The sequence below is a fragment of the Mesorhizobium sp. WSM4307 genome, from assembly GCF_007003945.1.
GTDB lineage: Bacteria > Pseudomonadota > Alphaproteobacteria > Rhizobiales > Rhizobiaceae > Mesorhizobium.
The window spans coordinates 162,931-176,140 of sequence record NZ_VFTB01000010.1 but is presented as its reverse complement, the minus strand read 5'-3'; the positions used below and the strand labels follow the sequence as shown (position 1 = coordinate 176,140).

The 13,210-nt window shown below is 63.6% G+C and carries 11 protein-coding genes; 4 read left to right on the top strand and 7 right to left on the bottom strand.

All coding sequences use genetic code 11. From position 1 onward, the window contains the following. The 5 genes from FJV83_RS24625 to FJV83_RS24605 form a co-directional block, all read right to left on the bottom strand. A complete protein-coding gene (locus FJV83_RS24625) occupies positions 1-999 on the bottom strand; it encodes an alpha-ketoacid dehydrogenase subunit beta (protein WP_019861532.1) in 999 nt (332 codons plus the stop codon). After that, on the bottom strand, positions 999-2,027 hold the full coding sequence (locus tag FJV83_RS24620; RefSeq protein ID WP_142885672.1) for a thiamine pyrophosphate-dependent dehydrogenase E1 component subunit alpha: 1,029 nt from the start codon (positions 2,025-2,027) through the stop codon (positions 999-1,001). Before FJV83_RS24620 ends, FJV83_RS24625 begins: the two co-directional genes overlap by 1 nt. A 2-nt stretch (positions 2,028-2,029) precedes the next feature. Next, positions 2,030-3,358: an NAD(P)H-dependent oxidoreductase gene (locus FJV83_RS24615; protein ID WP_095787940.1), complete on the bottom strand. Its 1,329-nt coding sequence runs from the start codon at positions 3,356-3,358 to the stop codon at positions 2,030-2,032. Between the two features lie 220 nt (positions 3,359-3,578). Then, positions 3,579-4,352: a phosphodiesterase gene (locus FJV83_RS24610; protein ID WP_095772358.1), complete on the bottom strand. Its 774-nt coding sequence runs from the start codon at positions 4,350-4,352 to the stop codon at positions 3,579-3,581. Positions 4,353-4,422: 70 nt separating this feature from the next. Further along, on the bottom strand, positions 4,423-5,211 hold the full coding sequence (locus FJV83_RS24605) for a 3-hydroxybutyrate dehydrogenase (protein WP_095772196.1): 789 nt from the start codon (positions 5,209-5,211) through the stop codon (positions 4,423-4,425). Between the two features lie 245 nt (positions 5,212-5,456). On the opposite strand from FJV83_RS24605, the gene FJV83_RS24600 reads away from it, so the two are divergent. From FJV83_RS24600 to FJV83_RS24590, 3 genes are all read left to right on the top strand, one after another. Continuing rightward, entirely contained in the window at positions 5,457-6,245 is a 789-nt protein-coding gene (locus FJV83_RS24600) for an acetoacetate decarboxylase (RefSeq protein ID WP_095772195.1), read from the top strand. Further along, positions 6,238-7,398 carry a patatin-like phospholipase family protein gene (locus FJV83_RS24595; protein WP_095772194.1) on the top strand — a complete coding sequence of 387 codons (1,161 nt, stop codon included), beginning with the start codon at positions 6,238-6,240 and terminating at the stop codon, positions 7,396-7,398. Before FJV83_RS24600 ends, FJV83_RS24595 begins: the two co-directional genes overlap by 8 nt. A 414-nt stretch (positions 7,399-7,812) precedes the next feature. Further along, complete coding sequence (locus FJV83_RS24590) at positions 7,813-8,658, top strand: MFS transporter (protein WP_095793175.1); 846 nt, start codon at positions 7,813-7,815, stop codon at positions 8,656-8,658. 163 nt (positions 8,659-8,821) lie between these two features. On the opposite strand, the gene FJV83_RS24585 is transcribed toward FJV83_RS24590, so the two are convergent. Together FJV83_RS24585 and FJV83_RS24580 are read right to left on the bottom strand one after the other, a co-directional pair. After that, positions 8,822-10,432: an inorganic phosphate transporter gene (locus FJV83_RS24585; RefSeq protein WP_142885673.1), complete on the bottom strand. Its 1,611-nt coding sequence runs from the start codon at positions 10,430-10,432 to the stop codon at positions 8,822-8,824. Positions 10,433-10,534: 102 nt separating this feature from the next. Continuing rightward, positions 10,535-11,749 (bottom strand): ROK family transcriptional regulator, encoded by a 1,215-nt coding sequence (locus FJV83_RS24580; protein WP_142885674.1) that lies wholly within the window; start codon positions 11,747-11,749, stop codon positions 10,535-10,537. 219 nt (positions 11,750-11,968) lie between these two features. Between FJV83_RS24580 and FJV83_RS24575 the strand changes: the two genes are divergently transcribed. Beyond that, complete coding sequence (locus tag FJV83_RS24575; RefSeq protein ID WP_095793273.1) at positions 11,969-13,207, top strand: extracellular solute-binding protein; 1,239 nt, start codon at positions 11,969-11,971, stop codon at positions 13,205-13,207. Positions 13,208-13,210 lie beyond the last annotated feature (3 nt).

Sequence of the window (13,210 nt, the reverse complement as noted above, 5' to 3'; positions counted from 1 at the left end):
TCAGCGAACCCCTTTGACGAGGTCGCGCGCGGCGCTGATGATGTCGGGAACCTGTGGCACCGTGGCTTTTTCGAGCTCCGGATTGTAGGGGATCGGCGTCTCGGCACCGCCCAGCCGCACGATCGGCGCATCGAGATAGTCGAACGCCTCGCTCTCGGCGATCATCGCGCTGACCTCGGCGCCGATGCCCAGCGTCTTGACCGCTTCGTAGACGCACATCAGCCGCGACGTCTTCTTGACGCTGTCGATGACGGTCTGCTTGTCCATCGGCCGGATGGTGCGGAGGTCGACGACTTCGACGTCGATGCCTTCGGCTTCCAGCGTGGCGGCAGCGTCGAGCGCCTTCTGCACCATGATCGAGGTGGCGACGATGGTGAGGTCGCGGCCTTCGCGGCGGATGTCGGCCTTGCCGATCGGCACCGTGTAATAGCCCTCGGGAACCGGGCCCTTCATCTTGTAGAGCAGCTTGTGCTCGAAAATCATCACCGGATCGGGATCGGCGACGGCCGCCAGGAGCATGCCCTTGGCATCATAGGGCGTCGCCGGCTGGATGACCTTCAGCCCAGGCACATGGCCGAGCCAGGCTTCCAGGCTCTGGCTGTGCTGAGCGGCCGCGCCTGTGCCCGAGCCCGCGGGAAAGCGCATCACCACGGGAACCGAAACCTCGCCGCCCAGCATGAAGCGCATCTTGGCCGCCTGGTTGACGATCTGCTCCATGGCGAGCGTGGCGAAATCGGAAAACTGGAACTCGAAGATCGGCCGCATGCCGGTGAGCGCCGCACCCACCGCAACGCCCGCGCCGCCCAGTTCCGAGATCGGCGTGTCGATCACCCGCTCGGTGCCATAGCGCTCGACCAGATCGCCGGTCACCTGGAAGGCGCCGCCATAGACGCCGATATCCTCGCCCATCAGGAAGACGCGTTCGTCCATGTCCATGGCGATCGCCATGGCTTCCTGGATCGCCTGGGCGTAGCTCAGTTCACGCACCATCGCGTCCATCACGCCTGCTCCGTATACACGTAATTTCCGGTCTCGCTGACGTCAGGCGACGGGCTCGCCTTGGCGAACTCGATGCCATCGGCGATCTCCTGCGCCACCTCACTGCGAATGGCTTCGATGCCCTTGTCGTCGATGAAGCCGAAGTCGCGCAGTTCGTTCTCGAACAGCGTGATCGGGTCGCGGTTCGACATCCAGTCCTCGATCTCTTCCTTGGTGCGGTAGCGGTTGCGGTCGCTCTTGGAATGGCCGCGATGGCGGTAGGTCTTGGACTCGATCAGCGTCGGCCCCTCGCCGGCGCGGGCGCGCTCGACGGCCTTGTACGAGGCCTCGGCGACCTCCGAGAAAATGTTGCCGTTGACGATGACGCCGGGCATCGAATAGGCGGCGGCGCGGTCGGCGATGTTCTTGGCCGCGGTCGAACGGGCGGTCGAAGTCGACATGCCGTAACCATTGTTTTCGCAGACGAAGATGACCGGCAGCTTCCAGACCGCCGCCATGTTGAGCGCCTCGTGGAAGGCGCCTTCATTGTTGGCGCCGTCGCCGAAGAAGGAGACGACGACCTTGCCGGTCTTCATCATCTTGGAGGAGAGTGCCGCCCCGACGGCGATCGGAATGCCGCCGCCGACGATGCCGTTGGCGCCGAGATTGCCCTTGGCGACATCGGCGATGTGCATCGAACCGCCGCGGCCCTTGCAGTAGCCGGTGGTCTTGCCGAAGAACTCGGCGAACATGCGCTTGACCTCGGCGCCCTTGGCGATGCAGTGGCCATGCCCGCGATGCGTCGAGGTGATCTGGTCATCCCCGCCAAGCGGCATGCAGATGCCCATGGCGCTGGCTTCCTGGCCGATCGACAGGTGCATGGTGCCGTGGATCAGGCCGCGCGTGTAGCTCTCCTCCGCGCCCTCTTCGAAGCGGCGGATGAGGTACATCTTGTAGAGCACCTGCTTGAGCTGCTCGGCGCTGTACTGGCGATAGACGAAAGGCAGGTTGGCGCGACTGTCCGCGACGGCTTTGCTGGCTCCGGCCATGATCAGGCTCCCACGGTTCCGTAGACGAGCTTGTCCTGGCGGGCGCGCAGTTCGGCGATCTTGGAGCCCGGGGCCGGGGCGGCATTGGCATAGGTGATAAGCTCGCCCTTCTTGATCGGCGCGGTGACCGAGCCGCCCTGCAGCAGCCCGCAGGGAATGGCCCTGGCGGCATGCGCTTCCGGCGCCGTCATGATCCAGGCGCGGTAGCAATATTCGCCGATCGCATCGAGCTTCTCGCCGGGCTGCATGTCTTTCTTGGCCACGGCGGCGACTTCGGCCACGGGCCTGGCCAGCGGCACCATGTCGGCTTTGCCGTAAAGCACGACGCGGGCGCAGGTCAGCGGCACTTCGAGCGAGGTCAGGTGATAGGGGCGGTGGAAGGTGAAATACGGGCCCTTGCCCATCTTCAAATCTTCCATGCGCTCCGAAATGCGCGGATGCGACATGTCGGCGACGACGAAGACGCCGGGCGCCACGCCCTTGCCGATCGAGTAGTCGACGACGCCGACCCTGGACAGCACGCCGCCATCCTTTTCAGGCACCAGTACTTTCGAGAGCTCGCCGAGAGTCGCGGCGGGGCCATGCATGCCGGCCTTGTCGGGCACCAGCCCGGTGGCATTGGCGATCGCCGCCATCTCGACCATGGTTTTCGAACCGTCGACGAATTCCACCAGCATGCGCACATTCATATGCCTGCGCCTAGCCTCCTCCTCGTAGGCCGGCGGCGTGGCGTCGATGTTGAGCGGATTGTTCTTGCCCTTGCCGGCGGCGACGATGGGATGGCCCATGGCCGAGACGAATTCGATCAGCTCCATGCACGAGGACGGCTCGTCGCCGGCGCCCAGCGAATAGGTGACGCCCAGCCGGTCGGCCTCGCTCTTCAGATAGGCGCCGATGGTGACGTCGGCCTCGACATTCATCATCACCAGATGCTTGCCATGCTCCATGGCGCGCAGGCCGATCTCGGCGCCGACGGCGGGAACGCCGGTCGCGTCGATCACCACGTCGATCAGATCATTGTTGATGACCAGGCTGGCGTCATTGGTGACCGCCACCTTGCCGGCCTCCATGGCAGCCGTCATCGCCGAAGCGTTCGACACTTCACGCGCATGGCCGGTTTCCTGGAAGGCGATGTCCACCGCCTTGCTGGCGGCCGGCAGGTTCAGTTCCGAGATCGCGCCGATCTCGATGCCGGACATATGGGCGACGCGGGTGACGATGTCGGTTCCCATCTCGCCGGAGCCGATCAGGCCGATGCGGATGGGCTTGCCCGATTTGCCGCGCTCATCGAGATCGCGGGCAAGGCCCGTCAACGAAATATTGGAAGCCATACCGCTCATTCCTCCCACATTGCAGGCTTGTTCATTCGCTTGACGGGTATTGAACATCTGTATTTCTGTCAAGACTAATGTCCAAATTCGAATGCTTTTTTGACGTCGCTGCGCAGACTGCGAACAAGTGTAAAAGCCCGCAGCCGCGACGGCGGCACAGGACTTGTCCACCGGCCATGGCGACTGTGTCGTCAGGACCGCTATCCAGGGATGGACGGCCTTACGGAGCCCGGTCAGCAGCGCCGACGGGAAAATCGTGAAAATGCACGATCGCCCCCTCCGCATCGATCAAGATCACGGCATAGGCGGGCGGCTCGTGCCCCAGGCTCCAGCTCTGCGAAAAATCGAGCGCGGTCTGGTGGTTGGTGCTGCGCAGCGTGCTGACCGGTATTCCGCGCCAGCTGCCGGCGATCTGTCGGTGGACATGGCCGGCGAAGATATGGCGGACATTGCCGTGGCGCGACAGCACGTCATGGAAGGCATCGGCGTCCGCAAGCCTGACCTCATCGAGCACCGGCATGTGTATCCGGAACGGCGGGTGATGCATGAACAGGAAGACCGGCCGGTTGCCCGCCTCTTGCAGCCGTTCGTCGAGCCAGTCGAGGCGCGCCGGGCAGAGCCTGCCCTCGACATGGCCGCTGTCCAGCGTGTCGAGCAGGATCAGCCGGCCCTCTGTGCCATCGAACACGCTCTGCACAAACCCCTGCTCGGCGGCGGCATCGGGGAACATTTCGAGGAAGAGCGTCCGGTCGTCATGGTTGCCGAGCATCAGCCGGCAGGGCGGCGAAAATTGCGCCAGCCCGTCCCGCAACGCCGCATAGGCCGCACGCTCGCCGTCATTGGTCAGGTCGCCTGAGATCACCACCAGTTCGGCATCGGCGTGGTTCTTGCCGATGTCGGCAAGGCAGGCCTCCAGCCTTACGAGCGGATCGGACCCGTAGAGCAGGCCACCCGGCGTCATCAGATGCGGATCGGAGAGCTGAATGATTTTCATGGAACTGGCCGTACCCTTCCCGCCGGTGCCGCGTGGCGCCGGCCAGAACACGCGACGCTCGATTGCCCCTCTACTGTGCCGTCCAGCCGCCGTCCATTGGCAAGGTCGTGCCGGTGATCTGCCTGGCGGCATCGGAGCACAGGAACAGCGTCAGCGCGGCAAGTTCCTCGACAGTGACGAATTCCTTCGTCGGCTGTGCGGCGAGCAGCACGTCATGCTTGACCTGTTCCTCGGTCATGCCGCGCGCCTTCATCGTGTCGGGGATCTGCTTTTCGACCAGCGGCGTCCAGACGTAGCCGGGCGCGATGGCGTTGACGGTGATGCCGTCCTGCGCGACTTCCAGCGCCACCGTCTTGGTCAGCCCTGCAATGCCATGCTTGGCCGACACATAGGCCGATTTGAACGGCGAGGCGACCAGCGCGTGCGCCGAAGCCGTGTTGATGATGCGGCCCCATTTGCGCGCCTTCATGCCCGGCACCGCAGCCTTGATGGCATAGAAGGCCGCCAGAAGATTGATGCGGATGATGGCTTCCCATTTGTCGTCGGGAAACTCCTCGATCGGCGCGACATGCTGGATGCCGGCATTGTTGACTAGGATGTCGAGACTGCCGAACGCCGCCTCGGCATCATGCACCATGGCGCTTACCGCCCCCCCATCCATCATGTTGGCGTCGGAGTAGCGGCACTTGACGCCGAAATCCCTCTCGATGCCCAAGCGCTCCTGCTCGATGGCCGCGGGGTCGCCAAGACCATTGATTGTGACGTTGGCGCCCTCGGCGGCGAAGGCGCGGGCAATGGCCAGGCCGATACCGCTGGTCGAGCCGGTGACGAGGGCATTCTTCGAAGACAGGGAACCCATGGTGATCTCGCGAGAGGTGGGAGGGGAATGACAGCATATAATTGTGCGTCGCAACATGACAATGACAGAGCCATGTGTCGATGCGATTACAGCCAGACGACAGCGCCGGCACGGCCTCGCCCGCCGCGAAACCACGGTCGTTTGGCTGACACGGCACTGTCATGGTGCCGTGCAACATAATCGGTTGCGCATTCGCGCGGTCATTCCTGAACGAAATTCATCCGACAGAACCTTGGGGGTGCAGCTTGGAAATCGCCGATGTCGTGAAGCGCGCCTATGCGATGCCGCTGACCAACCCGTCCTTCCCGCCAGGTCCCTACCGGTTCTTCGACCGCGAATACATCATCATCACCTATCGCACGACACGCGAGGCGCTGGAGGCCGTCGTGCCGGCGCCCCTGGAGATCGACGAACCGCTGGTCAAGTATGAATTCATCCGCATGCCCGACTCCACCGGCTTCGGCGACTATACCGAGACCGGCCAGGTCATTCCGGTGAAGTACAAGGGCCAGCATGGCGGCTACGTCCACTCGATGTATCTCGACGACGACGCGCCGATCGCCGGCGGCCGCGAGCTGTGGGGCTTTCCGAAGAAACTGGCCAATCCCAAGATCATCCATGAAGGCGAGGTGATCGTCGGCACGCTGCATTATGGCAGCGTTCTGTGCGCCACCGGCACGATGGGCTACAAACACCGGGAAGCCGACCATGATTCCGTGCTCGCCGCGCTCGCCGCGCCCAATTTCCTGATCAAGATCATCCCGCATGTCGACGGCGGCCCGCGTATCTGCGAGCTGGTGCGCTATTACCTCACCGACATCACGCTGAAGGAGGCCTGGACGGCGCCGGCGGCGCTTGATCTCAGGCCCCACGTCATGGCCGACGTGGCCAAGCTGCCGGTGCTCGACATCGTCTCCGCCGTCCACTTCAAGGCCGATTTGACGCTTGGGTTGGGCGAGGTTGTCCACGACTATCTTGCCGATCACAGCCGGCTCGCAACCAGCACAACCCAGCCGGAGAAAATTCGTGCTTGAACGCTATCGAAACAAGGAAGCCGCCGCCACGATCGCGGAGATCTCGGCGCAATATGACCGCATCGCTTTGGTGTTCCAGGGCGGCGGCGCGCTCGGCGCCTACCAGGCCGGCGTCTATCAGGCGCTGGCCGATGCCGGCTGCGAGCCGAGCTGGCTGTCGGGCGTGTCGATCGGCGCCATCAACGCCTCGATCATCGCCGGCAACGAGTCCAGCCGCCGCCTGCAGCGGCTCGAACAGTTCTGGCAGACCATCTCGGGCCGCAAGATCTGGGCCTATACGCCGGAAGGCGACATCTACCGCGACATCCGCAACCGTACCTCGTCGTGGATGACCATGACCATGGGCCAGCCCGGCTTCTTCAAGCCGCGCAATCCCAACCCCTGGTTCGAGCATCCCGGCGCCGAGGGCGCCACCAGCTTCTACGACACCGCCGAGCTGAAGGACACGCTGGAGAGCCTGATCGATTTCGACATCCTCAACGACGGCAAGAAACGGCTGAGCGTCGGCGCGGTCAATGTGCGGACCGGCAACTTCGTCTATTTCGATACCGACAAGGTCCGCATCGGGCCCGAGCACATCATGGCCAGCGGCGCGCTGCCGCCGGCCTTTCCGTCGGTCCGCATAGAAGGCGAGTACTATTGGGACGGCGGCATCGTCTCCAACACGCCGCTGCAATATCTGCTCGACCAGGAAGAGGACCGTTCGTCGCTGGTGTTCCAGGTCGACCTGTTCAGCGCGCGCGGCGTGCTGCCGCGCAGCATGCCGGACGTGCTGTCGCGCCACAAGGACATCATGTATTCCAGCCGCACGCGCCAGAACACCGACAATTTCAAGCGCATCCATGGCCTGAAGATGCGCCTGCTCGAGGCGCTGAAGCGCGTGCCCAAGGAGCAGCTGACGCCGGCGGAAGAAGCGCTGATCGCGGACTATTCGGATGCCGGCCTGGTCAACATCGTGCACCTGATCTACCAGCACAAGGGCTATGAAGGTCACGCCAAGGACTACGAGTTCTCCGGCACCTCGATGCGCGAGCATTGGGACACGGGCCTGGAAGACACGCAACGCACCTTGCGCCATCGCAAATGGCTGACACTGCCGACCAATGCCGACGGCGTCACCATCCACGATCTGCACCGCGAAGACCCGACCTGACATTTGCGTCCAGGACAAGCGGAGCAATCTTACGGAATCCTTCGCCGGTTGATCAACCGGCGCGGCGCATCGTGCCTATCAGAAGCGCTGCCAGGCATGCGGGACAAGGATGCGATCCGCCTGGCCGTCACCATGAGTTCCGCGGCAGGTCGGCGAAACTACGGTGCGACCGCGTAGGCACGCCTTCGAGCAAGCCCGGCCGGACTGTGAAGTTCTTCTTCACAGCCTATCAAGATTGTCGCGGATATTGGCTCGCTGAAAGCGGGCGTACATTTGAGCAGGCAAATGCGCTAGCGCGTTTCACCGTTTCATGGAAACGGCGAACCGCTCTAACTCTTTGTTTTGACGCAATTCCAGACGGAAAACCGCTCACACTTTTCCTGGAATTGCCCTGGGCTTAATGGAGTACCGCTGATGACCGTCGAAGCTGTTTCCCCTGCTATCGTTCCGTCGCGTGACGCCTGGCGCGGCCTGCTCTGGTTTGCGCCGCTCACGTTGCTTTGGCTCCTGGTGATCTACAGATGGCCGGCGATCCCGGCCACCGGCATTCCGACCACGGCCCACCAGCTCGCGGCCCACGGGCTCATCGCGCTGGGATTGTGGCTCGGCCTCGAACACACGAGCCTGACGCCAGCTCAACGCCGCACGACCTGGCTGGCGATCATGATCCCGGACACGCTGTGGCTCGCCTTCGCCTGGAGCGCCGCGATCAACGGCTTCTTCCACGCGGACACCGCGTCTTTTCCGGTATTGCCATCGGCGATCTTCCTGCCGGTGATCATCGGGGCGCCGCTCCTGCTACTCTCGAAGCGGATCGGGCTGGTGCTCGATGCGATGCCAGCGCGCTGGCTCGTGATGCTTCAGCTCTACCGCGTGTTCGGCACCTGGGCTATCGCGGCCTGGCTGCGTGGCACACTGCCTGGCGTTTTCGCAGCGCCGGCAGGCATCGGCGACATGCTGACCGGTTTGTTCGCGTTGCCGGCTGCGATCGCAGTGGCGACCGGCACAGACAAAGGCCGGAGGGCGGCAACTCTCTGGAACATCCTCGGGCTTGCCGACTTCGCTGTCGCGATCACCATGGGCATGATCACCTCGCCCGGCCCATTGCAGTTGATTGTCCCGGATGTGCAGAGCATAGGCGCAGGCGATTATCCGGGTGTGCTGACCCCTGCATTCGTGGTGCCAAGCTCGATCCTGCTGCACATGTTGTCGCTACGCCAGCTGCGCCGCCGTAACAGGGCGGACGTTGTGCGGCGGTGAGCCTCGGCTGGAGCCGGCCAACCATTCCATCGAAAGCTGAACCGTTCGAAGCGGCGCGCCCGCTTGGGAAGACGCACGCTCTGACTCTTCATTGGTCTTCGCAGGATAGGCCGAGAAAGAGAACGGCGCCGCAGGTGGCGCCGTTCTCTTGAGGGTCTGACGCTCAAAACACCTGGCGGAAGACGATGAACAGCACGAAGGCAAGCGCGATCGAGCACGGCAGGGTCAACACCCAGGCCAGCAGCAGGTTGCGCACCGTCGACCATTGCAGGCCTGAGCCATTGGCGGCCATCGTTCCGGCGACGCCCGACGACAGCACATGGGTGGTCGAAACCGGCAGGCCGAGCCGGTCGGCCATGCCGATGGTCACCATGGCGACGAGTTCGGCCGCCGCGCCCTGGCCATAGGTCAGGTGGCTCTTGCCGATCTTCTCGCCGACCGTGACGACGATGCGTTTCCAGCCGACCATGGTGCCGAGACCCAGCGCCAGCGCCACCGCGATCTTCACCCAGAGAGGGATGAACTTCGTCGCATTGTCGACGGCCTTGTGGTAGTCGGTCACCGCCTTGAGATCGGCGGCCTGCATCGGCAACAGCTGCTTCTTGTCGATCAGCTTGAGGGCCTCGCCGATCAGATAGATGTCGTTGCGGGCGTTGCTGACCAGATCGGTCGGCACGTTGTCGACCGACGCATAGGGCTGCAGTCCAGCCGTCGTGTTGTGGATATAGGTCTGCAAGGCGACCGTTGTCTTGTCGCTCCAGCTGCGGGTGCGCACGGCATCCTGGACGGCTGCCTTGGCATCCTTGGCATCCGTGACGGTGACGCCGGGCTTCGCATATTTGCCCAGCGCCGTTTCGACATTGGCTGAAGCCGACTTGTAGGCTTCGAGATAGTTGATGTCGGGCGTGCGGTTCAGCGCATAGGCCGTCGGCACCACGCCGATCAGGATCAGCATGATCAGGCCCATGCCCTTCTGCCCGTCATTGGAGCCATGCGCGAAGCTGACGCCGGTGCAGGTGAAGATCAGCAGGCCGCGGATCCACCAAGGCGGCGGAGCATTGCCTTTCGGGGCTTCGTAGAGGGCCGGATTGCGAACCAGAAGCTTCATCGCATAGAGCAGGATCGCGGCGGCGAAGAAACCGATGATCGGCGACACCAGCAAGGTCACGCCGACATTGGTCGCCTGTGACCAGTCGACGCCGCTGGTGGCGCTGCCGGACGGCGCCATGAACTGGTTGGCGAGGCCTACGCCGATGATCGAGCCGACCATCGTGTGCGAGCTCGATGCCGGCAGGCCGAGGAACCAGGTGCCGAGGTTCCACAGGATCGCGGCGACGAGCAGCGCGAACACCATGGCAAAGCCGGAGGAGGAGCCGACCTGCAGGATCAGCTCGACCGGCAGCAGCGACAGGATGCCGAAGGCCACCGCGCCGCTGGAGGTGAGAACGCCGAGGAAGTTGAAGACGCCCGACCACATGACGGCGAATTCGGCCGGCAGGGAGCGCGTGTAGATGACGGTCGCCACCGCATTGGCGGTATCGTGGAAGCCGTTGACGAATTCGAAGCCGAGCGCGATCAGCAAGGCGATGCCGAGCAGGATCCACGGCACGGTCTTGGCCACCGCCAGGTCCTGGCTCAGCGCGTAGCCGACATAGACCACGCCGACCAGAACCAGCACGCCGAAGGCCGGCAGGAACCACTTCGCGCCGCCCGAACTGTCCAGCGGATGATCCGGTCTCGGAATGCCCGCCTCACTAGACACTATGTCCACCATGTCCCACTCCTATTGCATTGCAGCAAAGAACTGGGAAAGACGCTATGTCCGCACGATGAACCCTGTGTGACGCCGAAATAAGGGTCTCCGCCTTGGGAGCTCCTATGCCGGAGCGGAACGCGTCTTCAGGATCGCCGAGAACAGCGGATCGAAGGCGCGGCTGATCGGCGCCGCGGCCGCACCGAGCGCGATCGACCAGGGGTCGGTGGTGCCGAGTTGCAGGCGAGGCAACATTCTTGCGGGCCGGTCGGCGATCGACGGCAGCAGCGGGTGCATTGCCTCGACAAGCCGGCGCGCCAGCGCTTCCGGCGCGCCACTGGTCAGGATCACGGTCTGCGGATCGAAGATCGTCTCGATGAGATGCACGCTCCAGCGCAGATCATGCGCTGCCCCGTCGATCCAGGCCATCATCTTGGCATCCTCGGCCAGCACCAGGGCGTTCATCTGTTCGTAGATATCACTGTCCGCCGGATTGAGGCCTAGATGCTGGTAGAGCGAGGCCAGCGAGGCGCGGTGCTCGAGCGGCGTCGAGCCCGGTCTGGCCGGCGCCAGCAGCGCCATGCCGATTTCGCCGGCATTGCCATGGCCGCCGCTGTAGAGTTCGCCATTGAGGATCAGCCCGGCGCCGATGCCGTAGCCGACATAGAGACAGACCGCGTGGTCGACGCCATGTGCCGCGCCGACGATACGTTCGGCAGTGGCGCAGGCGGCGGCATCGTTCTGCAGGCCGACATTCAGCCCCGTGCCTTTGGCCAGCGCCTCCAGCAGCGGAAACTTCTGCCAGGCCGGCATCATCCACTTGTCGTCCGAATCCTTCAGTCCGAAAGGACCGGGCATGGCAACACCGAGACCGACCAGCCGTTTTTCCGACTGGACCGAAATGCCGGCCAGGTCACGGCGCACACCGACGATCAGCTTCAGGATGATCTCGACACCCTTCGACGGCTCATCGAAAGGCAGGTTCGCCTCGGCCCGCGCCAGCACGCTGCCCATCAGGTCGACGGCCACGGCGCGCGTCAGATGGCGGTCTATATGCAAGCCGATCGCGAAGGCGCCTTCAGGCACCAGCCTGTAGGGCGTCGACGGCTGCCCCCTGCCCTTGCGCACCGCGTCGAGCGCGACGACCAGGCCGTCGCTTTCGAGATCTTCGATGATGTTGGAGACCGCCTGTTTGGTGAGCTGCGTCGCCCGCGCCAGGTCGGCCCGCGACAGGGCGCCATTGAGACGCAGCGCCTCGATCATGACCCGGCGGTTGTGTGCGCTGGTGCCTTCCTGGTTGGTGCCGCTTTTGGCGCGGATTGGGCTGATGTCATCCACCGGCTTTTCCCCTCTTGACTCCATTAGAATATTGATCGACTAATTAAGTCAAGCGAGTTGACTTAATGCAAACTGAATGTCCCAGAACAAGATGGCCAAGGGCTTCCGCCTGTCGCCACCGGTCAGCGGGTAAGCATCAGGTCACGCGACATGGATCCGGGAAGGCGAAGCGAAACGCCCGCATCGCCGGCCCGTCAACGCCGGAAATGGGAGAAGAAGATGCTTAAGACAATCACCAAGACACTGGTCGGCGCGGTCTTCGCCGGAGGACTGCTCGTCCCTCACGCTTTCGCCGAAACGACGCTCAATGCGCTGTTCATGGCGCAGGCCGCCTACAGCGAGGCCGACGTACGCGCCATGACGGACGCCTTCACCAAGGCCAATCCTGACGTCAAGGTCAATCTCGAATTCGTTCCCTACGAAGGCCTGCACGACAAGACCGTGCTGGCCCAGGGTTCGGGCGGCGGCTACGACGTCGTGCTGTTCGACGTCATCTGGCCGGCCGAATACGCCACCAACAAGGTGCTGGTCGACGTTTCGTCGAAGATCACCGACGACATGAAGAAGGGCGTGCTGCCCGGCGCCTGGACCACGGTCCAGTACGACGGCAAATACTATGGCATGCCATGGATTCTCGATACCAAATACCTGTTCTACAACAAGGACATCCTGGAAAAGGCCGGCATCAAGACGCCGCCGAAGACCTGGGAAGAGCTTGGCGCGCAGGCCAAGACCATCCAGGACAAGGGCCTGCTGAAGACGCCGATCGCCTGGAGCTGGTCGCAGGCCGAGGCCGCGATCTGCGACTACACCACGCTGGTCAGCGCCTATGGCGGCGACTTCCTCAAGGACGGCAAGCCGGACTTCCAGAATGGCGGCGGCCTCTCGGCGCTGAAATACATGGTCGACAGCTACAAGTCCGGCCTCACCAACCCGAATTCCAAGGAATTCCTGGAAGAGGACGTGCGCAAGGTCTTCGAAAACGGCGACGCCGCCTTCGCGCTCAACTGGACCTACATGTACAACATGGCCAACGATCCGAAGGACTCGAAGGTCGCGGGCAAGGTCGGCGTGGTGCCGGCGCCGGGTGTCACCGGCATCAGCGAGGTGTCGGCCGTCAACGGGTCGATGGGCCTCGGCGTCACCGCGGTCTCGAAGCATCCGGACGAAGCCTGGAAATACATCGAATACATGACCTCGCAGGCGACGCAGAACCAGTACGCCAAGCTGTCGCTGCCGATCTGGGCCTCGTCCTATGACGACCCGGCCGTCACCAAGGGCCAGGAAGAGCTGATCGCCGCCGCCAAGCTCGGCCTCGCCGCCATGTATCCGCGTCCGACCACGCCGAAATACCAGGAACTGTCGACCGCGCTGCAGCAGGCCATCCAGGAATCGCTGCTTGGCCAATCGTCGCCGGAAGACGCCCTGAAGACCGCCGCGCAAAACAGTGGCCTCTGAGGC

Excerpts from the sequence above, each read along its gene's own strand:
- FJV83_RS24625 (WP_019861532.1), bottom strand. The coding sequence starts at position 999 with ATGGACGCGATGGTGCGTGAACTGAGCTACGCCCAGGCGATCCAGGAA.
- FJV83_RS24620 (WP_142885672.1), bottom strand. The coding sequence starts at position 2,027 with ATGGCCGGAGCCAGCAAAGCCGTCGCGGACAGTCGCGCCAACCTGCCT.
- FJV83_RS24615 (WP_095787940.1), bottom strand. The coding sequence starts at position 3,358 with ATGGCTTCCAATATTTCGTTGACGGGCCTTGCCCGCGATCTCGATGAG.
- FJV83_RS24610 (WP_095772358.1), bottom strand. The coding sequence starts at position 4,352 with ATGAAAATCATTCAGCTCTCCGATCCGCATCTGATGACGCCGGGTGGC.
- FJV83_RS24605 (WP_095772196.1), bottom strand. The coding sequence starts at position 5,211 with ATGGGTTCCCTGTCTTCGAAGAATGCCCTCGTCACCGGCTCGACCAGC.
- FJV83_RS24590 (WP_095793175.1), top strand. The coding sequence starts at position 7,813 with ATGACCGTCGAAGCTGTTTCCCCTGCTATCGTTCCGTCGCGTGACGCC.
- FJV83_RS24585 (WP_142885673.1), bottom strand. The coding sequence starts at position 10,432 with ATGGTGGACATAGTGTCTAGTGAGGCGGGCATTCCGAGACCGGATCAT.
- FJV83_RS24575 (WP_095793273.1), top strand. The coding sequence starts at position 11,969 with ATGCTTAAGACAATCACCAAGACACTGGTCGGCGCGGTCTTCGCCGGA.